The 24210-nt window shown below is 72.1% G+C and carries 18 protein-coding genes; 8 read left to right on the top strand and 10 right to left on the bottom strand.

The window, feature by feature from the left end; genetic code table 11:
• The 4 genes from MQP27_RS28615 (at position 1) to MQP27_RS28600 (ending at position 3748) form a co-directional block, all read left to right on the top strand.
• The gene (locus MQP27_RS28615) at positions 1 to 1542 is read left to right on the top strand and encodes an AMP-binding protein (RefSeq protein WP_242768827.1); all 1542 of its coding nucleotides are present in this window, start codon (positions 1 to 3) and stop codon (positions 1540 to 1542) included.
• Positions 1539 to 2432: a TauD/TfdA family dioxygenase gene (locus MQP27_RS28610; RefSeq protein WP_242768826.1), complete on the top strand. Its 894-nt coding sequence runs from the start codon at positions 1539 to 1541 to the stop codon at positions 2430 to 2432. Before MQP27_RS28615 ends, MQP27_RS28610 begins: the two co-directional genes overlap by 4 nt.
• A gap of 4 nt (positions 2433 to 2436) precedes the next feature.
• Positions 2437 to 3039 carry a methyltransferase family protein gene (locus MQP27_RS28605; protein ID WP_242768825.1) on the top strand — a complete coding sequence of 201 codons (603 nt, stop codon included), beginning with the start codon at positions 2437 to 2439 and terminating at the stop codon, positions 3037 to 3039.
• Between the two features lie 169 nt (positions 3040 to 3208).
• Complete coding sequence (locus MQP27_RS28600; RefSeq protein ID WP_242768824.1) at positions 3209 to 3748, top strand: cupin domain-containing protein; 540 nt, start codon at positions 3209 to 3211, stop codon at positions 3746 to 3748.
• A 35-nt stretch (positions 3749 to 3783) separates the two neighbouring features.
• On the opposite strand, the gene MQP27_RS28595 is transcribed toward MQP27_RS28600, so the two are convergent.
• From MQP27_RS28595 to MQP27_RS28570, 6 genes are all read right to left on the bottom strand, one after another.
• Positions 3784 to 4533, bottom strand: coding sequence for an AfsR/SARP family transcriptional regulator (locus MQP27_RS28595; protein ID WP_242768823.1), 750 nt, complete (start codon positions 4531 to 4533; stop codon positions 3784 to 3786).
• 249 nt (positions 4534 to 4782) lie between these two features.
• Positions 4783 to 5748 (bottom strand): dTDP-glucose 4,6-dehydratase, encoded by a 966-nt coding sequence (rfbB, locus tag MQP27_RS28590; protein ID WP_242768822.1) that lies wholly within the window; start codon positions 5746 to 5748, stop codon positions 4783 to 4785.
• On the bottom strand, positions 5745 to 6809 hold the full coding sequence (locus MQP27_RS28585) for a glucose-1-phosphate thymidylyltransferase (protein ID WP_242768821.1): 1065 nt from the start codon (positions 6807 to 6809) through the stop codon (positions 5745 to 5747). The genes rfbB and MQP27_RS28585 overlap by 4 nt, the downstream gene beginning before the upstream one ends.
• A gap of 82 nt (positions 6810 to 6891) precedes the next feature.
• A complete protein-coding gene (locus MQP27_RS28580) occupies positions 6892 to 7161 on the bottom strand; it encodes an acyl carrier protein (RefSeq protein ID WP_242768820.1) in 270 nt (89 codons plus the stop codon).
• Between the two features lie 41 nt (positions 7162 to 7202).
• Positions 7203 to 8423, bottom strand: coding sequence for a ketosynthase chain-length factor (locus MQP27_RS28575; protein WP_278196678.1), 1221 nt, complete (start codon positions 8421 to 8423; stop codon positions 7203 to 7205).
• Positions 8420 to 9688 (bottom strand): beta-ketoacyl-[acyl-carrier-protein] synthase family protein, encoded by a 1269-nt coding sequence (locus tag MQP27_RS28570; RefSeq protein WP_242768819.1) that lies wholly within the window; start codon positions 9686 to 9688, stop codon positions 8420 to 8422. Before MQP27_RS28570 ends, MQP27_RS28575 begins: the two co-directional genes overlap by 4 nt.
• Before the next feature lie 231 nt (positions 9689 to 9919).
• On the opposite strand from MQP27_RS28570, the gene MQP27_RS28565 reads away from it, so the two are divergent.
• The 4 genes from MQP27_RS28565 to MQP27_RS28550 are packed head-to-tail and all read left to right on the top strand — an operon-like array spanning position 9920 to position 14073.
• Positions 9920 to 11356, top strand: a complete 1437-nt coding sequence (locus MQP27_RS28565; RefSeq protein WP_242768818.1) for an NDP-hexose 2,3-dehydratase family protein — start codon at positions 9920 to 9922, stop codon at positions 11354 to 11356.
• Positions 11335 to 12405: a Gfo/Idh/MocA family protein gene (locus MQP27_RS28560; RefSeq protein WP_242768817.1), complete on the top strand. Its 1071-nt coding sequence runs from the start codon at positions 11335 to 11337 to the stop codon at positions 12403 to 12405. Before MQP27_RS28565 ends, MQP27_RS28560 begins: the two co-directional genes overlap by 22 nt.
• Positions 12402 to 12989 (top strand): flavin reductase family protein, encoded by a 588-nt coding sequence (locus tag MQP27_RS28555; RefSeq protein ID WP_242768816.1) that lies wholly within the window; start codon positions 12402 to 12404, stop codon positions 12987 to 12989. The genes MQP27_RS28560 and MQP27_RS28555 overlap by 4 nt, the downstream gene beginning before the upstream one ends.
• Complete coding sequence (locus MQP27_RS28550) at positions 12925 to 14073, top strand: acyl-CoA dehydrogenase family protein (RefSeq protein ID WP_242768815.1); 1149 nt, start codon at positions 12925 to 12927, stop codon at positions 14071 to 14073. The genes MQP27_RS28555 and MQP27_RS28550 overlap by 65 nt, the downstream gene beginning before the upstream one ends.
• A gap of 66 nt (positions 14074 to 14139) precedes the next feature.
• On the opposite strand, the gene rfbH is transcribed toward MQP27_RS28550, so the two are convergent.
• From rfbH to MQP27_RS28530, 4 genes are read right to left on the bottom strand one after another with little or no spacing between them, the layout of a single operon-like run.
• Positions 14140 to 15444, bottom strand: coding sequence for a lipopolysaccharide biosynthesis protein RfbH (rfbH, locus tag MQP27_RS28545; RefSeq protein WP_242768814.1), 1305 nt, complete (start codon positions 15442 to 15444; stop codon positions 14140 to 14142).
• Positions 15445 to 15451: 7 nt separating this feature from the next.
• Positions 15452 to 16399: an NAD-dependent epimerase/dehydratase family protein gene (locus MQP27_RS28540; protein ID WP_242768813.1), complete on the bottom strand. Its 948-nt coding sequence runs from the start codon at positions 16397 to 16399 to the stop codon at positions 15452 to 15454.
• 4 nt (positions 16400 to 16403) lie between these two features.
• Positions 16404 to 17642 (bottom strand): nucleotide disphospho-sugar-binding domain-containing protein, encoded by a 1239-nt coding sequence (locus tag MQP27_RS28535; RefSeq protein WP_242768812.1) that lies wholly within the window; start codon positions 17640 to 17642, stop codon positions 16404 to 16406.
• Complete coding sequence (locus MQP27_RS28530) at positions 17639 to 24106, bottom strand: type I polyketide synthase (RefSeq protein ID WP_242768811.1); 6468 nt, start codon at positions 24104 to 24106, stop codon at positions 17639 to 17641. The genes MQP27_RS28535 and MQP27_RS28530 overlap by 4 nt, the downstream gene beginning before the upstream one ends.
• Positions 24107 to 24210 lie beyond the last annotated feature (104 nt).

Genomic DNA, 24210 nt, shown 5'->3' with positions numbered 1-24210 from the left:
ATGGACCTGCTGACCGAACTCCAGGCCCGGTACGAGGACGACACGCCCCTGATCGAGGTCCTGGCAGCCGACGGCGGCCCCCCGACCGTATGGACGGGCCGCCAGATCATGAGCGGGGCCCAGCTTCTGGCCCAGGAGATCCGGGCCCTCTCGGCCGAGCTCGGCCGACCGGCCCGGGTGGGCCTGCTGGCGGAGAACTCGGCGGAATGGATCGTGGCCGACCTGGCGCTGCTGTTCGCGGGGGCGGTGGAGATCCCGGTCCCGACGGCGTTCACCGCGCAGCAGGCGGCAGCACTGCTGGCCGAAGCGGACACATGCCTGACCGACGCCCCGGGAACCCGCAGACTCGCGGAATGGGGCCAGGCGCTGCCGGTCAGAGAACTGGCGGCGGCGCCCCTGGTGGAGGCGGCGCGAGAAACCCCCTTCGCCCGGACGGCGCCCCCGGCCACGGACGCGGTGATAAAGACGATCCACACATCGGGAACCACGTCGGCGCCGAAGGGCGTGCTGATCCGCCGCAAGGGCCTTGAGGCGCTCCTCACGTCCCTCCGGGAACGCATAGACGCACCCGCGTTCCGCCGCTACCTCTCGATCGTCCCCCTCAGCCTGCTGATCGAGCAGGTGGCGGGGGTCTACCTGCCGCTCCTGCTGGGCGGCCGGGTGGTCTTCCTCCCCCCGGGCACGGCCCTGGTGGGAACGGCGGCGGACGCCGCGGCCCGCATGTCACCCCTCCTGCGAGCGGCGAGACCAACGGCGATGGTGGTGCCCCCCACCATGGCGGCCCTGCTGCTGGCCCGCTGCGACGAGGAGCCGAACGAGGACGTAGAGGCAAGGTACAGACGGCTGTTCGGACACGAGGACCCGGTCTTCGTGGCGTGCGGCGGAGCCCCGGTGCCGGCCGACATCCTGCACCGGCTGCACACGTACGGCATCACGGTCCACGAGGGCTACGGGCTCAGCGAGAACAGCTCGGTGGTCTCCTGGAACGTCCCGGGCCAGGTCCGCTTCGGCACGGTGGGCAGACCGCTGGGCCACGTGGAGGTACGCCTGACGACCGACCACGAACTGCTGGTGCGCTCGCCCTCCCTGTTCGCGGGATACACGGGCACCGACCCGTCGAGCCTCGTGGTCGACGACGAGGGCTGGCTGCACACGGGGGACCTGGCGGAGATCGACGCGGACGGCTATCTGCGCATCACCGGCCGCCGCAAGAACATCGTGATCACCGCGGCGGGCCGCAACATCTCCCCGGAGTGGGTGGAGGCCCAGTACCGCCGGCTGCCGTTCGTCCGCGAGGTCGTGATCGTCGCGGACGGCCTGGACACGGCCCGCGCCCTGGTCGTCATAGACCGAACCGTCGACCGAGAAGAAGCCCGCGACCAGCTCAAGGAGTTCGGCAGACAGCGGCTCTCCGAGGTCGAACGCCCCACGGTCATCCATCTCATGGCGGACGACGACGACGACTACAGCACCTGCTTCACCGTCACCGGCCGCCCCCGTCGCGACCGCGTACGCGCCCTGCTGACAGAGGAGGCCCCATGAGGATCACCGCGTACGGCACCGGGACAGGACTCCTGGTGGAACCGGACACAACCGTCCCGCTCCACGACGTGACCCCGGCAACGATCAAGAACCTGCTGCCCACCGCGGGCGTCCTGCTGCTGCGCGGCTTCACGCACACGGACCTGGCGGCCTTCACGTCCCTGGTCCAGCGCACCAGCACGTCCACCACACTCGACCCGGCGCGCGAGTTCTACTCCGAGGTGGCACAGAAGGTGGACTCGGGCACGGACGCGCTCGGGCTGCACACCGAGAACGGCAACAACCCCTTCCGCCCGCACCTGGTCTGGTTCTACTGCGCGAAGGCGGCACGGACGGGCTCCCAGACGACGGTCTGCGACGGCCACCGGGTCTGGGACGCCCTCTCGGCTGCGGCCCGAGAGGCCTTCACCGCCCAGGACATCGTCTACGCCCGCTATGTGGCGGAACACCAGTGGAAGACGATGACCCACCACCTCCTCGACAAGACCCGCCCCCTGGAGGACATCACGATCGAGGACCTCCAGAACCTGCTGTCGACGACACCGGACACCGACATAGCGGCGCAGCCGGACGGCGGCATCACGTACGCCTTCCGCACCCCGGCCGCCGGCCCGACCCTCTTCGGCTCCCGGACCGCCTTCGCCAACAGCTTGCTGGGCCCGTCGTACAACTACGAGAAGCCGACGATCACGTTCGCCGACGGCAGCCCGCTGCCCGACGCGCTCCTGGCCGAGGTCGAGTCGGTCACCGCCGGCCTGACCGAGGAGATCGACTGGCGGGACGGCGACGTGGTGGTCATCGACAACACCCGGGTGATGCACGGCCGCAGAGCCATCACGGACCCGAACCGCACGATCTTCAACGCCCTCAGCTACATAGAGAAGAAGTGAGCGCATGGCCCTCACCGCACTCGCCCTCTTCGTCCTCTGGGTCCTGCTGGCCCCGGTACTCCGCGTCCTGGTCCAGTCCCGCCGCACGGGCGACACGGGCCTGCGCCTGACCACGAAGGGCAGCGGCCCCCTCCAGCTCTGGGTGGGCGTAGCCAGCACAACGGGAATCTGCGCGCAGGGAGCGGCAGCGGCAGCCGCTCTGCTGGGCCTGTCCCCCATCGCCGCGCTGGACCACCGGCCCCTGCAGTGGACCGGCGCGGCCCTTGCCCTCCTGGGCACCCTGGGCACAGCCATGGCCCAGACCTCGATGGGCCCGTCCTGGCGTCTGGGCCTGGACCAGAGTGAACGAACCGCCCTGGTCATGGGCGGTCCGTTCCGCTGGGTCCGCAACCCGATCTACACCACGATGTTCGTGACGATGCTGGGCATAGCCCTGGTGGTCCCGAACCCGGTTTCGGCCGCCGGCCTGATACTCCTCTGGCTCTCCATGGAGATGGAGGTAAGGGCGGTGGAGGAGCCGTACCTCCTGCACACCCACGGCCAGGCGTACCGGGCCTACGCGTCCACCGTGGGCCGCTTCCTCCCCCGCGTGGGCCGCCTGCGCTGACAGTACGGGGGTGTCGACCCGCAGCGTCTGCCCGGCACAAGAGAACACAGGCAACCCCACCAGGGCAGACCGAGTACGGGCACCCCCGTGGCGGCCCCGCCCCAAGGAAAACGCGAGGCGGCGGAACCCCCATGAACCCACGCCCAAGACAACACCCCCGGGAGCCCCCGTGGCACGCGCAGGCGACACCCTCCACCTGGGCAACGACACCCTCACCTTCCACCGCACCGCCGCGGACACCAACGGCGAATACCTGGAGGTGGAGGTCGACTTCGCCCCCGCTGCCTTCCGCCCGCCCATCCACTACCATCCCGGCCAACACGAGCGCCTGGACATCCTCGACGGCGCCCTCGCCGTCCGGATGGCCGACACGGAGCAGCTCTACAGCGCCGGCGAGACCGTTTTCACCCCACCTCGCTGCCCCCATACGCTGTGGAACCCGGGCCCCGCCCACGCCCGGGTCATGTGGCGCACCACCCCCGCCCTCCGGACGGAGCGCCTGTTCGAAACCCTCTGGGGCCTGGCCGCGGACCACCGCATAGGCCCGGACGGCCCGTTGCTGCAGATCGCCCTGCTGACATTCGCGTTCCGCAACGAGTACCGCATCGTGTCACCCCGCCCCCCGGCGGTCGACCTCTGTCTGTCGGCGCTCCTGGCTCCCCTGGCTCTGGCCCGCGGTTACCGCCCTTATCACCGGTCACCGCGCTGAAAAAAGGCCGAGCCGCCAAGAATTAACCGAATGTTTCACACACGATCGAGAATGGCCAGCGAATCCGCCATCGGATCGAAGGATAACATGGCCTGCTGTAACCCTCGTATACGAGGCGAGGGTTCGAGACCCAATTCCGTGGCCACGTGATGCCGATACTGATGGAATGACTCCAGCGCCGCTGACAACCGCCCCGACTGGAAAAGCGCGAGCATATGCATGACGCGGATCCCTTCGTGGAACGGGTGACTCCCCACGAGCACCGCGAGTTCCCGCTGAACGGCGTGGTGATGCCCCAGGCGCAACTCCGCCTCGATACGCATTTCGGTCACCGTCAGCCGGCTCTCCTCCAGACCGCAGATCTGCGGATACAGGAGGGGGCCGGGTCTCACGTCGCTCAGCGGTGCACCTCTCCATAATCCGAGAGCGCGGGACAGGAGGTCCCGAGACCGCTCGTAGTCACCCTGGGCGAGCAAGGCCTGCCCCTGCGCGACCAGGCTTTCGTAAGCGCTCAGATCGTGCGCGGCGGAGTCCACTTGCAGGAGATAGCCCGGGACCCGGGTGACCAGGACTTCCCGGGGCGGCAGATTGTTTGCTTGCGCTATCCCACGGAACATTCGCCGGAGTTTCAGAATGTAAGTTTGCAGAGTGGTCGCGGCACTCCGCGGCGGGGACTCGTCCCACAGTTCCTGAATGAGCGACGCGGTGGAGACCGCACGACCGGGCTGCAGCATGAGCATGGCCAGGACACTGCGCGGCTTGGGAGCCGTCAAGATGTCGGCCACTTCGACGTCTTCTACCGTCAATGTACCCAGAACGCCAAGCCTCATTGCCCACCCCTGGTGATCTACTGCCAACCTATCCTGACCCGGCGACTCCTCAATTACACAGGACCGCCGACAAATGCACCGTTCCTTCGAACTATTGAGCCCGCATATTAGCAGCGACAGAAGAACAATCCCGGCGCCGAATGCAATGAAACATTCAACTAAAGCTACCGGCAAGAAACATCAGAGAGGCGGCCGCACTCCGGCTCATGCCGGACGATCGGTGTGCAGGTGGAGATTGTCGGCATACCAGCGGACCGTGTCCGCGAGGCCTTCGGAGAATGATGTGCGCGGCGCATACCCGAGCGCCCGGAGTTTGCTGTCATCGAGGCTGTAGCGCCGGTCGTGGCCTTTGCGATCCGTCACGAACTCCACCATGTCCCAACCACGGCCGCAAGCGTCCAGGAGTCGCTGGGCGAGTTCCCTGTTGGTGAGCTCGGCGGTGCCCGCAATGTGGTAGACCTGCCCGGGTTGCCCGCGTTCGACAATGGTCTGCACGCCCCGGCAATGGTCGTCGACATGCACCCAGTCCCGAGTATTTCCACCGTCGCCGTACAGCGGGACTTTCCGGCCCTGCAGCAGGTTGCTCACGAACAGCGGGATGATCTTCTCCGGGAACTGGCGGGGCCCGTAGTTGTTGCCGCACCGGCTCACGCACACCGGCAGCCCGTGGGTGACGGCGTAGGCGCGGGCGATCAGGTCCCCGCCGGCCTTGGACGCCGCGTACGGCGAGCGGGGTGCGAGCGGGGCGTCCTCCGTCCACGAACCGGTCTCGATCGAGCCGTAGACCTCGTCGGTGGAGACCTGGACGACGCGCCCGGTCCCCGCCTCCAGGCACGCCTGCAAAAGCGTCTGGACGCCGAGCACGTTGGTGCGGACGAACTCGGCGGCGTCGACGATCGAACGGTCGACGTGCGACTCGGCCGCGAAGTTGATCACCACGTCGTGGCCGGGCACGACCTTGGCGAGCAGTTCGGGGTCACAGATGTCGCCCCACACCAGGTCGCAGGAGAAGCCGTCCAGGTTCGCGGGGTTGCCGGCGTAGGTGAGCCGGTCCAGGACGGTCACGCGGGCGTCGGCGAACTCCGGATAGCCGCCGGACAGCAGGGTCCTGACGTAGTGCGAACCGATGAATCCGGCACCGCCCGTGACGAGGATCCGCGGTCGCGTCATGAGGAGATCTCCACCTTGCAGTGATCGCCGAGGACCAGGCGGTGCCCTCGGGGCGGGTCGGGCGTGGGGGTGACCACTACGTCCTGTCCGATGAGGGAGGACTCGATGCGCCGCACTCCGGTGATCGACGCACGCGGCAGCACGATCGAGTCCTCGATCCAGCTGTCGGTGATCCGGCAGTCGGCGGCGATCGACGTGAAGGGGCCGATGGCGGATTCTGTGACCACCGCGCCGGGGCCGATGATCGCGGGCCCCACCACCCGGGAGCCGGTCACCAGCGCGCCGGGCTCCACGACGACCCTACCGACGAGTTCGCTGCCGAGCACCACCCCGTCCGTGGCGGGGGCGAGCTGCTGCAGGACCACGCGGTTGACCGCGAGCAGATCTGGCACGTTCCCGGTGTCCTTCCAGAAGCCGGTGGTGATGGTGGAGGCGACCCGCAGACCGTGGTCGACGAGCCACTGGATCGCGTCGGTGATCTCCAGTTCGCCCCGCGCCGACGGTGTGATCTCGGCGACCGCCTTGTGAATCACGGAGTTGAAGAGATAGACGCCGATCACGGCCAGATCGCTCCGTGGTTCGCGAGGTTTTTCCTGGAGCGCGACGACCCGGCCGTCGGCGGAGAGTTCGGCGACCCCGAACTGCCGCGGGTCGGGGACCCTGGCCAGCATGATCCGGGCCGCGGGCCGCTCTACGCGGAATCGTTCCACCAGCGTGGTGACCCCGTCGGCGACGATGTTGTCCCCCAGATACATGAGGAAGTCGTCGTCCCCGAGGTAGTCCCGGGCGATCTTCACCGCGTGCGCCAGGCCCTTGGGCTCCGGCTGCCACAGGTAGGTGACGTCGAGGCCGAAGCGCGACCCGTCGCCGACCGCGGCCTCGATCTCGGCCCGGGTCCCGCCCACCACGATGCCGGTCTCCCGCACCCCCGCGGCAGCGATGGCCTCCAGGCCATGGAACAGCACCGGTTTGTTGCCCACCGGCACGAGTTGTTTGGCCGAGGTGTGGGTGATCGGCCTGAGCCGGGTGCCCGACCCTCCCGACAGCACCAGTGCCTTCATCAGCTGTCCCTTCCCTCGGGGGGTGTCGCACACCGCGCTGGAGGCCGCACGCACCCGGCAGCGCGCAGGCGAGACGGCGCGGTCACGAGGCGGCGGGGATCTGGCGCCGGGCCAGCGCCAACAGTTCCGCGAGGGACTCCACGCCGAAGATCTCGTCGTCGGTCAAGTGCACGCCGTACTCGTTCTGCAGGCGCACGGCCGTCTCCATGACGGCGAGCGAGTCGTAGCCCAGTTCGGCGAGCGGCACGTGCGCGATGTCACCGTCGAAAGCGGCGGCTTCGTCCTCCCCCGCGCATTCGCGCATGACGCGGGCGAGCCGGTCGATGGTCAGCTCTGGCATGTGCTCCGACATATGACTGTGCTCCTTCGTGGGATCGTGGGAGGGGCTCCGGATCAGTCCGCGGCCCCTACGACCATGGCCGAGTTGAACCCGTGGAAACCTCGGGCGACGATCAGGGCCGTACGGGCGGCCAGGGTGAGCGGACGGCCGACGACCAGATTGAGTCCGTAGTGCGCGGCCGGGCTGGTGTGCACCGCGGGCGGGATCTGCCCGGATTCGATGGCCAGCAGCGCCGTGACGACGTCGAGCGGTCCGGCGCCCGCGCACATCCGCCCGGTCATCGTCTTGGGCACGGACACCGGCACCGGACGGTCGCCGAAGACCGCGGTGAGCGCGGCGGCCTCGGCCCGGTCGAGCGCGGGGGTGCCGGCCGCGTCGGCGAAGACGACATCGATGTCGTCGGGCCGCAACCCGGAGTCGTCCAGCGCGAGTTCGACGGCGCGGCGCAGCCCGCGCCCGGTATCGGGGGCCGCGCTGTCCGGCCGCCGGTCGAAGGTGGCCGCGTGGCCGAGGACGTACCCGCGGACCCGTTCGGCGCCGCGGGCGCGGGCCCCGTCCGCCTCCTCCAGGACCAGGATCGCCCCGCCCTCGCCGGGCACGTAACCGTCCGCCTCCGCGTCGAACGGCCGGTACGCCAGCGCCGGGTCGGCCGCGCCGCTGAGCCGGCCGCCGCTGCTCTGGGCGATCCACCCCCACGGGCACAGGGAACCGTCGACGGCCCCGGTGAGCACGGCGGAAACCCCGCGCCGCACCAGGCGGCGGGCCTGGGCGATCGCGTCGAGCCCGCCGGCCTGGTCGGCGACGAGCACCCCGCTGGGTCCGCGCAGCCCGTGCCGGATGGAGATCTGGCCGGTGTTGACGGCGTAGAACCAGGCGAACGACTGGTAGGCGCTGACGTATTCGGGACCCTTGCGCCACAGCTTGTCCAGCTCGCGGTGACCGAACTCGAAGCCCCCGGCGCTGCTGGCGGTGACCACGCCCACCTGGTCGTCCGGCAGCTCCCCGGCATCGATCCCGGCGTCGCGGATCGCCTCCTCGGCGGCGAGCAGGGACAGCCGGGTGGAGTGGTCGGTCTGCGGGATCAGACGGCCCGGCAGCCGGTCGGTGGGGTCGAGGTCGACCTCCCCGGCCAGCGTCGCCGGATACCGCTCGGGGTCGAACCGGGTGATCCGGCCGATCCCGGAGACAGCCGCGAGGGTGGCCTTCCAGTACGCCTCGGTGCCCAGGCCGTTGGGTGCCACCACGCCCATGCCGGTGACGGCGACGGCGCTCAACGGCCCACCCGACCGGGCCGGGTGAGCACCATCGCGCTCTGGAAGCCGCCGAAGCCGCTGCCGACGGTGAGCACGGTGTCCAGCGCCGCCTCCCGCGCGACGAGCGGCACGTAGTCGAGGTCGCACTCGGGATCGGGATCATGCAGGTTGGCCGTCGGCGGGATGGCGCCGTTCTCCATCGCCAGCGCGCAGGCCGCGATCTCCAGCGAGCCGATGGCGCCGAGCGAGTGGCCGATCATGGACTTGATCGAGCTGACGGGCGTACGCCGGGCGTGGTCGCCCAGGGCCCGTTTGAACGCGGCGGTCTCGTGCCGGTCGTTCTGTTTGGTGCCGGAGCCGTGGGCGTTGACGTAGTCGACCGCGTCCGGGGCGACACCCGCCTCGTCGAGGGCCGCCGCGATGGCGGCGGCCATCTCCTTGCCGTCGGGCCGCAGTCCGGTCATGTGGTAGGCGTTGCAGCGGGAGGCGAACCCGCCGACGGCGGCGTAGACATGCGCGTCGCGGGCACGAGCGTGTTCGCGTTCCTCCAGGACGAAGACCGCGCAGCCCTCGCCGAGGACGAAGCCGTTGCGGGTCCGGTCGAAGGGCCGGGAGGCGGTGGTCGGTTCGTCGTTGCGGGGCGTGGTGGCCCGGATGGCGTCGAAGCAGGCCAGGGTGATCGGCGAGATGGGCGCGTCGGTGGCGCCCGCGATCATGACGTCGCTGACGCCCTCCTCGATCAGCCGGACCGCGTGCCCGACGGAGTCCAGACCCGAGGTGCAGCCCGTGGAGACGACCTGGACCGGGCCCTCGGCGCCGCTGGCCCAGGCGACCTCGGCGGCCATCGAACTGGGCACGTAGTAGTCGTAGAGGTGGGGCACGGCCCGGTCCGGGTCGACCAGCCAGTCGCGGCCCGCGTGGCTGACCGCCACGTACTCGCGCTCCAGGCTGGTGGTGCAGCCCACCGCGCTGCCGATGGTGACACCAGTGCGGCAGGGGTCGAGTTCTTCGGGCGCGAGCCCACTGTCCTTGAGTGCCTGGCGCGCCGCGACCAGCGCGAACTGGGTGGCCCGGTCCAGCCGGGAGACGTCCTCCGGGTCGAGCCCCTCGGCCGCCGCGTCGAAGTCGCATTCGGCAGCCACCGTGGAACGGAACGGCGACGCGTCGAAACGGGTGATGGTACGGGTCGCCGTGCGACCGGAGACGAGCAGGTCCCAGAAAGGCTTGACACCGATGCCGCCCGGGGAGACGACACCGATGCCGCTGATCACTACGTCGCGATGCATGCAGCCACGGCTCCTCAAATATTATTCAAGCCGAAACTTCTCCAGGGCGTCGCCGAGCATTCTGCGGGCCGCTTGAGTCGGTCTGGAACGAGGGTCGAAGCCACCCGTCGGCGGCCCGATGCCGTACCCAACAGCGCGGCGGGGTACGGCTGTTCGAGTTCGCGTCGAGCTGGGCACCAGATGCGCTTGCCACGGTGTGCGGGCGTATCCGCCACCCGTGAGAGGTGCCCCGTGACCCGTGATCATCCGCTGACGACGCGAGGACCGGAGCCGGCCGCCCGGTTCACCGAGTCGGGGTCGGTGGCCGACGCCGACGCCGCGGCCAAGGAATCGCTCGACTGGCTCATCGCCCGCCGGGACGCCCACCGGTTCGAGGTGACCCGGGTGCCCTTCGCCGAGTTGGGCGACTGGTCCGTCCAGCCCGGCACCGGCAACCTGACGCACCGCAGCGGGAAGTTCTTCACGGTCGAGGGGCTGCGCGTGCACGCGGACGCCGGCCCGGTCGGCACCTGGGACCAGCCCATCATCGTCCAGCCCGAGATCGGCCTGCTCGGCTTCGTCGTCAAGGAGATCGACGGCGTCCTGCACTGCCTGACGCAGGCCAAGATGGAACCGGGCAACCCCAACCTGGTCCAGGTGTCGCCCACCGTGCAGGCCACCCGCAGCAACTTCACCCGCGTGCACCGCGGTTCGGCCACGCGCTACCTGGAGTACTTCACGGATCCCGGCCGGGCCCGGGTGCTCGTGGACGTGCTGCAGTCGGAACAGGGCTCCTGGTTCCTCGGCAAGCGCAACCGCAACATCGTGGTCGAGGTCCCGCCCGACGAGGACGTCCCCGCACACCCCGACTTCCGCTGGATGACCGTCGCGGAACTGCGCGAACTCCTGCACCGGGACAACACGGTGAACATGGACGCCCGCACGGTCCTGTCCTGCATCCCCTTCGCCCGCCCGACCAGCGCGCCGCGACCGGGTCCGGGACAGGAGTTCCGTACGGCGCTGCGCCGCTCGATGACGGCGGCGGAGGGCGCGCTGCACCCGCTGCCCGAGGTGCTGAGCTGGTTCACCGAGCGCACCGCCCGGCACGAACTGCGCACCGAGCGGATCCCGTTGGCGCGCGTCGAGGGCTGGCACCGCGACGCGTGGGAGGTCCGGCACGAGCAGGGGCGGCACTTCACGGTCTTCGGCGCGCGGGTGAGCGCGGCCAGCCGCGAGGTGAGCGGCTGGACCCAGCCGCTGCTGGCGCCCTGCGGCACCGGGATCGCCGCGCTGCTGGTGAAGAACCTCGGCGGCGTGCTGCACGCCCTCGTCCACGCCCGGCCCGAGGCCGGACATGTGCGCGGGGTCGAACTCGCCCCGACCGTCCAGTGCACTCCCGACAACTACCGCTCCCTGCCCGCCGCTTCGCGCCCGCGGTTTTTGGACGTGGTCCTCGACGCCCCCGCGGGGCGGGTGCGGTTCGACGCGATCCAGTCCGAGGAGGGCGGCCGGTTCCACCACGCCGAATGCCGCTACACGATCATCGAGGCCGGGGACGACTTCCCCGTCGCCGTGCCGGAGGACTACCGATGGCTGACACTCCATCAACTCGCGTCCCTGCTCCAGCACAGCCACTATCTCAACGTCCAGGCCCGCAGCCTCGTCGCGTGCCTGCACTGCCTGTGGTGAGGCCCCCCGCGCGGCCGGCCCCGCTGCGCGTCGGCGTGCTCGGCTGCGGCGGGATCGCGATGCGCCGGATGCTGCCGGCCATGGCCCGTACGCCGCTGGTCGAGATCGCGGCGGTGGCCAGCCGGGACCGCGACCGGGCCAAGGCGGCGGCCACGCGCTTCGACGCCGTCGCGCTGCACGGCCCCGACGGCTACCGGCACCTCCTCGACCGCGACGACGTCGATGCCGTGTACGTACCGCTGCCGCCCGCCCTGCACGCGCCGTGGACCGCGCGTGCCCTGGAGAGCGGCAAGCACGCGCTGGTCGAGAAGCCGATGACCACCGATGCCCGGCAGGCGCACGACCTGGCGGACCTGGCCAAGAGCCGCTCCCTGGTGCTGATGGAGAGCTTCATGTTCCTCCACCACTCCCAGCACCGGGCTGTCGGCCGCCTGGTCGACACCGGCCGGATCGGCGAACTCCGGTGTCTTACAGCCGAGTTCGGCTTTCCCCCGCTGCCACCCGAGGACATCCGCTACCGGCCGGACCTCGGCGGCGGCGCGCTCCTGGACGCCGGCGTCTACACCGTGCGGGCGGCCGGGCTCCTGCTCGGCGACGCCCTGTCCGTCGTCGGCTCCACCCTGGTGAGCGACCCCGCGACCGGCGTCGACATCCGCGGCGACGCGCTCCTGCGCGCGCCGGGACCGGCCACCGCCCACCTCTCCTTCGGCTTCACCCACGCCTACCGGTCGGCGTACACACTGTGGGGCAGCACCGGCCGGATCGTCGTAGGCCGCGCCTTCACCCCGCCGCCGGACCACAGCCCGGTGCTACGGGTGGAACGGCAGGACCACGTCGAGGAGGTGACCCTGCCGCCCGACGACCAGTTCGCCAACCTGGCCGCGCGGTTCGCGGCCATGGTCCTCGGCCAGGAGGACCCGGCCCCCGAACGCGAGGCGGCGGTACGGCAGGCGGAACTGGTGGACGCCGTACGGGAGATGGCCGTACGGGACAGCTCGGTGGGAGACGGCGGCCCCGTGGTACCGATGGCAGCGGACGGCGGCGCATGACCACCGTGCCGCCCCTCGCCGTCGGCGGGGAGCGGTTGCGCGCGTGTCTGTCCCAGTGGCCCAGCGGCGTGGCCGTGGTGACCACCGTGGACTCCGCGGGCGTGCGGCGCGGATTCACCGCGACCTCCTTCTCCGCCCTGTCCATGGACCCGCCGCTGGTCCTCGTCTGCCTCGACCGCGGGGCCGACTGCAAGCCCGCCTTCGACACCGCCACCGCGATGGCCATCCACGTCCTGCGCGACGACCAGTCCCCGCTCGCCCGGCTGTTCGCCACCAAGGGCCACGACAAGTACGACGGCCTGCGCACCTCCCCCGGCCTGGACGGCGTGCCGTTGCTGGCCGGGACGCTCGCCCGGATCGAGTGCGCACTCGACCGGCGGATCCCCGCGGGCGACCACGTGATCCTCGTCGGCCTCGTCCGCCGGGCCCGGGTCTTCCCCGGCCGGCCGCTGGTCCACCACGCCCGCGCCTTCCACACCCTGACCGGCAGGCCACCTCGAGAGGCAAGGAACCGGCCCGATGACGAACACGACGGATACGACCGACACGACGAACCTGGTGACGGCGGCGAGCAAGGCGGGTGAGCAGGCCGCCGAGGCCGCGCTCGCCGGTGAGGACAGCAACCGCCTCGATCCCGCCGTCGCCGAATCCCTGGTGACCGCGGGGTTCGCGCGGCACTTCGTACCCGAACGCTGGGGCGGCTCGGCCGCCGCCCCCGGCGCGATCGGTCACCTCGGCGAGGCGCTCGCCGCGGTGGGCGCCGGCTGCATGTCGGCAGCGTGGTGCGCCGGGGTCCTCGCCGCCCTCGGCCGCATGTGCGCCCACCTTCCCCCCGAGGGGCAGTACGACCTGTGGGGCGACGGCCCGGACGTACCGCTGGCCGGGTCCCTGGTGCCCTCGGGCACCGTCCGCGCGGTCGACGGCGGCTGGCGGCTGACCGGGCAGTGGAGCTTCGCCAGCGGGGTCGACCACGCGCGGTGGACGACCGTGGGCGGCGTGGCCCCGGGCACCGACGGACCGCCCGTGCTGCGCCACTTCCTGCTGCCGCGCAGCGACTACCGGGTGCTCGATACCTGGCGCAACGTCGGGCTGCGCGCCACCGGCAGCAACACGGTCGTCGTCGACGACGTCTTCGTGCCCGCGCACCGCACCTTCGACCACCGGACACTGCTCGCGGGCGACCCCGACCCGGCGGCGGCCCGCCCGCACCGCATCCCACTCAAACTGCTCAACGGGCTGTACTTCCTCTGCCCCGGGATCGGTGCCGTGGAGGGGGCCCTGCAGACCTGGACCCAGTGGACGGCCCGGCGCACCGAGGCCAACCGGACCAGGACCAGCGACCGTCCCGGCGTCCGCCTCGCGCTGGCTGGGGCGGCCGGCCACCTGGACGCGGCCAAGGCGCTGGTCGGCCGGGTCGTCGAGGAGGCCGAGTCGGCCACCGTCACCACGGAACTCCCGCTGCGCGCCACCCGCGACTACACCGTGGCGGCCGACCTGCTGCTCGGCGCGGTCAACAGCCTGCTGCGGATGAGCGGCAGCCGCGGCCAGTCCCTGGACAACCCCGTCCAACGGGTGTGGCGCGACGTGCACTGCATGGCCGGGCACGGCGCGCTGCAGCCGGACGTGAACGCGGACGGATGGGCACGGTACGCACTCGGGGAGGCGTGAGCGGGCGCGCTGCGTACGACGGGAGGGGGCGGCCTTCGGCCGCCCCCTCCCTTTCGCGACAGCTCGTCAGGAACCCGAAGCCGCCACGAACTCCCGGATCGACGCGATCATGTAGTCGGTCATCTCGGGGGTGATGCCCGGGTAGACCCCGATCCAGAAGGTCTGCTCGGTGGTGATGTCACTGTTGGTCAGGTCGCCGACCACGCGGAACTCCCGCCCTTGGTAGGCGGGGTGGCGCGTGAGGTTGCCGCCGAAGAGCCTGCGGGTGGCGATCTTGCGGTCCTCCAGGAACGCGACGAGGTCGCGCCGGGTGAACGTCGCCTCCGGCAGGACCGTGAGCACGAACCCGAACCAGCTCGGGTCGCTACCGGGTGTCGCCTCCGGCAGCAGCAGACCGGGCACGTCCCGCAACCCGTCCCGCAGCCGCTGCCAGTTGCGCCGCCGGGCGGCGCCGAAGTCGTCGAGGCGGCGCAGCTGGCTCAGCCCGAGCGCGGCCTGCACTTCGGTCGCCTTCAGGTTGTAACCGACGTGCGAGAACACGTACTTGTGGTCGTACCCGGCCGGCAGCGTGCCGAAGTCGTAGTCGAAGCGCTTCAGGCAGCGGTTGTCCTCGCCGGGCTCGCACCAGCAGTCCCGGCCCCAGTCGCGCATCGACTCGACGATCCGGGCGAGTTGGAGGTTCTTGGTCAGCACACAGCCGCCCTCGCCCATCGTGATGTGGTGCGCCGGGTAGAAGCTCACCGTCGCGAAGTCGCCGAAGGTGCCCGTGAGTTGCCCCTGATAGAGCGAGCCGACGGCGTCGCAGTTGTCCTCGATCAGGAACAGGTCGTGGTCGATGGCGAGTCGGGCGATCTCGGCGGCCTGGAAGGGGTTGCCCAGGGTGTGGGCCATCATGATGGCCCGGGTGCGCGGGCCGATCGCCTGCTCGATCCGCTCCAAGGTGGCGTTGTAGGTGCCGAGTTCGATGTCGACGAAGACCGGGACCAGACCGTTCTGGAGCACCGGGTTGACGGTGGTGGGAAAGCCGGTCGCCGCCGTGATCACCTCGTCGCCCGGGACCAGGCGGGCCTCCCCGAGCTGCGGCGAGGTGAGCGCGCTGAGCGCGAGCAGGTTGGCCGACGAGCCGGAGTTCGCCAGGTGCGCCTTGCGCACCTTCATCCACCGGGCGAACCGGCTCTCGAACTTCCTGGCCCGCGCGCCGGCCGCGATGCGCAGGTCCAGGGCCGCCTCGACGTAGGCGACCCGGTCCTCCTCGTCGAGGACCGCGCCCGAGGTGAGGACCGGGGTCACGCCGGGCAGGAAGGCGCCGTCGCCCGCCTGCTCCTGGTCGTACTTCCGGGTGAGTTCCAGCAGTTGGCTTCGAAGGTCCATCGGTCCGTCACGCCCTTCCGTGGCGTTGATCGGGGATTCCCGCCCATACGGCCTCCGCCGTGGAGGTCAGGTCGTGTCGTGGCCGCCAGCCGAGCAGCCGTTCGGCCGCCCGGATACCGACGGCCAGCCAGTCGACGCCCGCGCTGCGGCCGGTCGCGGTCTCCTCCTCGACGATCGTCGCCGGGACACCGCTCACGGCGACGACGAGGTCCACCAGCTCCCGCACCGCGACGGCCCGGCCGCCGCCGATGTTGAGCGCCCGGCCGACGACCGGGGCCCGGGCCGCGGCAGCCACCGCGTCCGCGAGGTCGCGGCAGTCGACGACGTCGCGCCGCGCGGTCAGCGGCGCCAGCCGCACCACCGCGGGGCCGCCGCGGGCGGCGGCCTCCCGCAGCACCCTGGTCACCCGGCCGAGCAAGCTCGGCTCCGGCATACCCGGTCCCAGGCAGGTCGTCGTCCGCAGCACCACCCCGTCGAGCAGGCCGGCCCGGGTGGCGTCGAGCACGATCTCGCTGCCGCGCAGCTTGGTTCGGCCGTAGGGGGTCGACGGGCGCAGCGGGGCGTTCTCGTCCAGGTACTCCCCCTCGGCCGGGCGCGCGTACTCGAAGACCGTGCCGAGCTGCACCAGCCGGACCCGCCAGGGCACCTTCGCGAGAGCGTCGCGCACCTTCTCCACGAGGACGACGTTGGACTCCTCCAGGCCGCGCCCGGTGTGGTCCCACACCGCGCCGGCCGCGTTCACCACGACCGTCGCGCGGTGCTCGACGAGCACGTCGGCGAGTTCCGCGGGGGGTGCGGCGCAGACGTCCAGCGCGACGGACGGGCCGTCGGACGCGGCCCGCCGGGCGACCGACAGGACCTGCCCGCCACCGTCGCCGAGGCGGGCGCGGATGTGACGCCCGAGGAAACCGGTGCCACCGATGACTGCGACGTGCGAGGCGTCCGCGGCGGTCATCGCGTCACCGCCCGCCGAGGCAGGTGAACCGGCTCACGAGATGGTCCGCCACCGCGTGGGCGGACGGCAGGGCCCGCGTCTCGTCCCGCAGCCGACTGGCGGCCGCTTGCTGCGGGCCGGGGTCGCGCAGCACGTCCCCGACGGTCTTCGCCAGCAGGTCCGGGTCGTCGAGCCGGTCGAGCATGACGCCCACGCCCGCCCGTTCGACGGCGTACCCGATCTCCGCGCAGATCGGCGACGGCGGTGCCACGATCTGCGGCACGCCCAGGACGGCCGAGGTCAGGACCGTCCCGGCACCGCCGTGGTGGACCATGAGGTCGCAGGTCGGCAGCAGCATCCGGAAGGGCACCCCGCGCACCACCCGGACCCGGTCCGGCCGGTCCGGGAACTCCGGGAGGCTGTCGGCGGGGCCGCCCGCCGCCAGGACGATCTCGGCGTCCGTCGCCGCCAGCGCCTCCAGCGTGAGCGAGACCACGTCGGGGCCGTCCGGGTCGCGGTAGCGGGCTCCGGCGACTCCGGCCGTCAGGCATACCCGGGGCCGTTCGCGCGGCGCGGCGAGCCACTCGGGGTGGTGCCCGGGGCCGTTGTAGGGCACGCACTCCATCGGCAGCCGCCGGACCTCGGGGTGGTCCGGCGGGCGCAGGGCGGGCGGGCACGGGTCGATCCAGGCGAGCGGGGCCGCCGGAGCGACGCCCCGCCGTTCGAACAGCCGCAGGTAGGCGGGAAGCGGCTCGTCGTTGCGGTCGGCGGTCGGCTCGTGCAGGGTGGCGCCGACCTCCCAGCCGTGCCCGACGGCCGGGACCCCCAGTACGGCAGCGAGCACCGGCCCGGCCATGGCGAGCGCGTCGTGGACGACCAGGTCGGGGCGCCACCAACGGCCGTACGCCACGAGGTCGTCGAGCATCAGATCGCCGACCTCGCACTGCTTCTCGTAGAGGGCGCGCACCACCCGGCGCCGGTCCGCGTCGAGCAGGTCCAGATCCGCCGACCAGCCCTCCGGCCACCGGGCCGGCCGCCCCCAGGCGGCCAGTTCGGGCCGTTTCGGCAGCCGGGCCAGGGCCGCGGCGGCACCGACCTGGACGGCATGCAGCCCGGCGCCGGTGATGGCCTCCTGGCAGGACGGCAGCCCCGCGACCGCTACGTCGTGCCCGGCCGCCTGCAGCGCCCAGGCGAGCGGCACCATCGGGAAGAGGTGTCCGGGCGCGGCCCAGGTCACGAACAGCACCCGCGCCGCCCGCGTCATGAGCGCGCCCCCGCCAGGGAGTCCTGGTCCACGGCGGCTTCCAGTTCGGCGGCGAGTTCGGTGATGGTCCGGCCGCCGAGCATCTTCGCCATCGACAGCGTCACCCCCGTCTCCTCCTGCACGCGCGTCCGCACCGCCACCGCCATCAACGAGTCCATCCCCTGCCGATTCAACGGCCGGCTCCGACTCACCTGCTCCAACGGCAACCCCAACACCTCCGCCACCCGCCCCGCCAAATACCCACCCAGATCACCGGAGACAGGAACAGAGGCAGGAACAGAGGCAGGAACGGGGACGGGAGCGGGAGCCGGAGCCGGAGCCGGAACAGGCTCCGGACGGGCGGCCGGTACGAGCAGCTCCCTCAGCAGCGACGAGGTCGCCGCCTCCGGGTACATCGCCCCCCACCGCTCCCAGTCCGCGGGCATCACCATCGCCTGGGTCGCGTCCTCCACGAGCAGCCGCTCCAGGATCCGGATCCCCTCCGCCGGGCTGAAGGTGCCGATCCCGGCCGGTGCCATGGACCGGCCCTGCCGCCTGCCGAACTCGGCCGCCAGGCCCGCCTCGGCCCAGAAGCCCCAGTTGACCGACAACGCGTGCAGCCCCGCCTGCCTGCGCCAGTGGGCGAAGCCGTCGAGCGCGGCGTTCCCGGCGGCGTAGGCACCGAGCATCGGCGAGGCGAAGATCGCCGAACCGGACGAGAACAGGACGAAGAAGTCCAGCGGTTCGGCCGCGGCGGCCCCGGACCCGGCCCCTGCACCATCCAGCGCGTTGTGCAACGCCATCGCCCCGTCCAGCTTCGGGCGCAGCGCGGCCGACAGTTCGTCGTCCGTGGTCTCGTCGAGGCTGGTGAAGGCGACCACCCCGGCGGCGTGCACCACGCCCCGCACCGGCGGCCGTCCGGCGGCCGCCCGGTCGGCGAGAACGCGGCGCAGAGCGCTCTCGTCGGCGATGTCGAGCGCGGCGTACTCGGCCCGCACCCCGCGGCGGCGGAGCGCCTGAAGGCGCGGGTCCGGGCTGCCGTCCGACGGCGGCGCCGACCTGCCGAGCAGCAGCAGTTCGTCCGCGCCCCGGTCGACCAGCCAGTGCGCGGTCACCAGGCCGAGGCCGCCGAGACCACCGCTGACGACGTAGGTCGCCCCGGCCCGCACGGGCACGTCCACCCCGGCGCCCGGCTGCCTCCCGCTCTCCTCCTCGACCGGCGCGCCCAGCGCCACGACGACCTTCCCGACATGGCGCGCCCGGGCCATCTCCCGGCAGGCGTCGGCCATCCGCTCGGCCGGGAAGACCCGGTACGGCAACGGGCTGAGGTCGCCCGACCCGATGAGCCGGAGGATGTCCCGCAGCAGCCTGCCGACGACCTCGGGCTCCTTGCGGAACATCTCCAGGACGTCCACGACGGAGAAGGACAGGTTGTTGATCAGCGGGCGCAGGTCGATCGGCGAGCGCTCGTTGAGGTCCCGCTTCGTCAGTTCCAGGTAGGTGCCGTGCGGGGCGAGCAGGGAGAGGTTCGCCGAGATGGCGTCCGCCCCGGTGAGCGTGTTGAGGACGGCGTGCACCCCTTCGCCGTTCGTGGCCTCGCGCACCATGTCCACGAAGTCGAGCGAGCGCGAGTCGGCGACGTGCCGGATGCCGAACGTCCGCAGCAGCGCCCGGCGTTCGGGACTGCCCGCGGTGGCGTGGATCTCCAGCTTCTTCCACCGGGCGACCTGGACGGCGGCGAGCCCGACCCCGCCGGTGGCGGAGTGGATCAGCACCCGGTCGCCCTCGCGCAGGGAGGCGACGTGGCACAGCGAGTAGTAGGCGGTGACGAAGGCCGCGGGCAGGGTGACGGCCTCCTCGGTGGACAGCCCCGCCGGGATACGGTGCACCAGCGGCGCCGGCACGCGGTGATACGTGGACATCGCGCCCTCGGTCAGCGCGAGCACCCGGTCCCCGACGGCGACAGAGGTCACCCCGTCGCCGACCGCGGAGACCGTACCGGTGCTCTCCAGGCCGAGCCGGGCCCCGGCCGAGTCGGGCAGAACACCGAGCGACCACAGGACGTCCCGGTAGTTCAGCGCCACATGGCCGACCTCGATCTCCACCTCGCCGGGCGCGGGCGCCGGCCGGGACACCGGGGTGAACCGCAGCCCGTCGAGGGCACCGGGCGTGTCGACGAACATCTGCACCGGCCGCGGGTCCGTTCTCGGCCGTACGCCGGGAGCCGGGGCCGACCAGGGCCGTCGTACGAGCCGGGCCGCCAGTCGGATGCCGCCGCCCCGCAGGGCGACCTGTTCCTCCGCCCCCGCGTCGGTCAGTTCGCCGAGGAGCGCTCCGGCGGCCTCGGGGCCGTCCCCGGTGGCCAGGTCCACGAGCACGCACCGCCACCCGGGCTGTTCCCGGGCCACCGTGCGGCCCATCGCCCAGACCGCGGCGGCTGCCGGAGCCTGCACGCGGTCGCTCGCCGTGGCCTTCTGCGCGCCCCGGGTGACCAGCCAGAGTCCAGCGGTGGACGGCCGCAGCGCGGTCAGCGCCCGGATCAGGTGCAACGCGCCGCGCGCCGGATCAGGCCGGTCCTCGTCCAGGCTCCACAGGTGGACCACCCGCCACGGCTCGGCGCCGCCGAGTGCGGCGAGGAGTCTGCGGTGGTCGTCCGCCGAGCCCGGATCCATGACGTACGTATCGGGTCCCGGCTGTAGGTAGCCGCCTCCGGGGTTGACCAGTACGCACCGGTGGCCCGCCGCGCGCAGCCCGCGGGCCAGTTCGGCGCCGATGCCCGCGCGGTCGGCGAAGACCAGCCACGGTCCGCCGGTCGCCGCCGCGCCGGGCCGGGCGGGCACGGGCCGCCAGTCCAGCTCGTACATCCAGTCGGAGTCGTCCCGGATCTCGGCCGTGTCGGCCGGGCCGGTCGTGGCGGCCGGTCGGGCGTCCTCGGGCTCCAGGTAGTGCAGCCGCACCCCACGCAGCGCCGCGAGGACGGTGCCGTCGTCGTCGGTGACGGTGAGGTCCCCGCAGTACGAGTCGCCGTCCGGGGGCGAGGTGCGTACGGCATGGCTCCACAGCGTGCCGCGCGGGCTGCCGAACACCCGGACCTCGTCCATGCCCTCCAGGACGAACACCTTGGCGGCCGAGACACTGCCGGTACCGTGCGCGGTGGCCGAGACGAGCTGGGCGGTGGCGTCGAGGAGGGCGGGGTGGAAGGCGTGCGGATCCGCCGTCACGTCCAGCCCGGCGGGGGTCTCGACCCGGGCCAGTGCCTCGCCGTCCCCGCGCCAGAGTTCGGCGATGCCCTGGAACCTCGGGCCCCAGGCGTTGCCGGTCAGTTCGGACTGGTCGTAGAAGTCCCGGCCGCTCCAGTGCTCGGGGCACCGGGCACGGATCACGGTGGCGCTCTCCGGCGCCGGGGCGTCGGCGGCACCGGTGAGTACACGTGCCGTGGCGTGCACGATCATCGGTTCACCGGGCGCCGCGCTGGCCACCTCGATGCCGTACCCCGCCGAGCCGTCGTCGGTGATCCGTACCCGGACGGTCAACTCGTCGCCGGGGCGCAGGAACATGGCCCGGTGGCAGGTCAGTCCGGTGAGCGCGGGCCGCGCGGGCGCGAACGCCTCGCGGGCGGCGACGGTCATCAGCTCGACGTAGGCGGTGCCGGGCAGCAGGGCGGTGCCCTGGACCTGGTGGTCGAGGAGGTAGTCGTTCGCGGCGAGGTCCAGCGGCCCCTCCCAGACGAGGTCCGAGCCGCCGCCGGGCCGTCGCGGGCCGAGCAGCGGATGCCGGCGCGCGGCCACGGGTACGGGCCGGTCCTGCGGCCGGTACCAGTGGCTGCTCCCCTGCCAGGGGTACGTCGGCAGCCGTACGAACCGGTCGGCCGCGCTGCCGTACACGCGCCGCCAGTCGATGGGCACGCCCGCGAGGTGTGCGGTGGCGACCGCGTCGAGCAGGGTCGCGCGCTCGGGTTCGTCGCGGCGCAGCGACGGGACGACGAGCCCGGCGTCCGCCCCGGCCGCGGCCAAGCACTGCCGGACGGCGGGCACCAGGATCGGGTGCGGGCTCATCTCGATGAACAGCGTGCGGCCCAGGGCCAGTCGGCCGCCGACCGCGGCCCCGAAGCGCACGGGCTCGCGGAGGTTGAGCGCCCAGTAATGTGCGTCGAGCTGGCTGCCGTCGACGACCTCGTCGAGGACCGTGGAGTGCAGCGTGACGGCGCCCGGCCGGGGGGCGAGGTCGGACAGCGCCTCGATCAGGGGGTCGTTCAGCGGGTCCATCTGGGGGCTGTGCGAGGCGACGTCCACCTTGACCGGCTGGCCGAAGACGTCCCGCGCCTTCAGTGTGGCCAGGATCTCCTCCAGGGCCTGCGGATCCCCGGCGATGACGGTCGAGTTGGGCGCGTTGACCACCGCGACCGAGACCCGGTCCGCGTAGTCGGCGAGTTCCCGCTCGGCCTCTTCGGCGGTGAGTTCGACGTAGGCCATCGCGCCCTGCCCGGAGACCTGCTTCAGGAGTCTGCTGCGACGGCAGATGACCGCGGCGGCGTCGGCCACCGACAGCGCGCCCGCCACGCACGCCGCGGCGGCCTCGCCCATGCTGTGGCCGATCACCGCGTCCGGCTCCACGCCCCAGGACCGCCACAGCGCGGCGAGCGCGACCTCCATGGCCCACAACATCGGCTGTACGACGTCGATGTCGGCCAGCGGCGCGTCGTCGGCGATGCGGTCGAGGACCGACCAGCCGGTCTCGGCCCGGACGGCCGCGTCGCACTCGGTCAGGGCGGCCCGGAAGACCTCGGAGGTGGCCAGCAGTTCCCGGCCCATGCCCACCCACTGCGAGCCCTGGCCGGGGAAGACGAAGACCGTCCGCACGGGGCGGTCCACCACGTCGTCGGCGACCCGCAGGTCCCCGACGGTCTCCTCGTCTTCGGCGAACGCGCGCAGGGCGACGGCGAGTTCGTCGTGCGAGGTGCCGACGACGGTGAGCCGGGAGTAAAGGTGCCGGCGCCGGACGGCAGCCGTCGCCGCGATGTCCCGAAGCGGCAGCGCGCGGCCGGGGCCCCCGTCCGCCAGGAATTCCGCCATGTCGGCGGCGGCCTCGCGCAGGGCGGTGGTCCCCATGGCGGACAGCGGCAGCAGTACGGGGGCGTCGTCCGTGCCGTCGGCACCGGTCACCGCGTCGACGGGCACGTATTCGGCCAGGACGATGTGCGCGTTCGTGCCCGAGATGCCGAAAGAGCTGACGCCCGCGACGCGCGGGCCCGCCGCCTCGTCCTGGTCCCAGTCGGTCAGCTCGCGCGGAACGACGAAAGGCATCTCGTCCCAGGGGACGCTGGTGGTCAGCTCCTCGGCGTGCAGACTGGCCGGGATCAGCCGGTGCTTGAGGCACAGCGCGGCCTTGATGAGCCCGGCGAGCCCGGCGGTGGCCTCCGTGTGCCCGATGTTGGTCTTCACCGAGCCCACCAGGCAGGGTGTGTCCCGGCCCGGCCCCAACACCGCGTTGAGAGCGGTCAGTTCGACCCGGTCGCCGACGGGGGTGCCGGTGCCGTGGGCCTCGACGTAACCGACGGTCGCCGGGTCGACGCCCGCGTCGTCGTACGCCAGTCGCAGCGCGCGCTCCTGCCCGTCGACGGACGGGGTGAGCAGGAAGCCGCTGCCCTGTCCGTCGCTGGTCACCGCCGAGCCGAGGATGATCGAGTAGATCTCGTCGCCGTCCGCCTCGGCCCGCTCCAGGGTCTTCAGGACGACGGCGGCCACGCCGTCGCTGCGGATGAACCCGTCGGCGGCGGGCGAGGCGAACTTGCAGCGCCCGTCCGGCGCGAGCATGTCGGCCTGGCAGAAGGTGATGGCCGGCCAGGGTTCGAGCACCAGGTTGGTGGCACCGGCCAGCGCGATGTCCGACTCCCCGGCGCGCAGGCTCTGCACGGCGAGGTGGACGGCGGTCAGCGACGACGAACAGGCGGTGTCCACCGTCATGCTCGGCCCGTGCAGGTCGAACACGTACGACAGGCGCCCGGAGGTGATGGAGCGGGTGGTGCCCGCGTTGGCGTAGATGTCGAGGTCGCCGTCGCGGTTGAGCAGGTCCCAGTACTCCGCGGTGAGCTGGCCGACGAACACCCCGGTCCGGGTCCCGGCCAGGGTGTCCACCGCGATGCCGGCGTCCTCGAACGCCTCGTGGGTGGTTTCCAGGAGCAGCCGTTGCTGCGGGTCCATCTGGGCCGCCTCCTTCGGGGAGATCCCGAAGAAGCCCGCGTCGAACGTGTCGATCCGGTCGAGGAAGCCGCCGTAGCGCGTGTTGATGCGGCCTGGCCGGTGTGGTCCGGGGACGTAGTAGGCGTCCACGTCGAACCGTTCGGGCGGCACCTCGGAGATGGCGTCGCGCCCCGCGGTGAGGGACGACCAGAACTGGGCGGTGCCGTGGCCGCCCGGGAAGCGGCAGCCGATGCCGACCACGGCGATCGGCACGGCGGCGGGACGGTCAGCGGGCGAGTCGGGCATCGCGGGGCCTTTCTGGTAGCCGAACCGTTTGCTCGTGGATCCGCTGGTGGTCGGATCCTTTGGTGGTCGGGACTGCCGGTGGTCTGAAAGGTTGAGAGGCCGGG

Origin of the sequence: Streptomyces cylindrosporus (assembly GCF_022698165.1) — a bacterium.
Classification (GTDB): Bacteria; Actinomycetota; Actinomycetes; order Streptomycetales; family Streptomycetaceae; genus Streptomyces; species Streptomyces cylindrosporus.
This window is presented reverse-complemented; position numbering and strand designations above follow the sequence as displayed.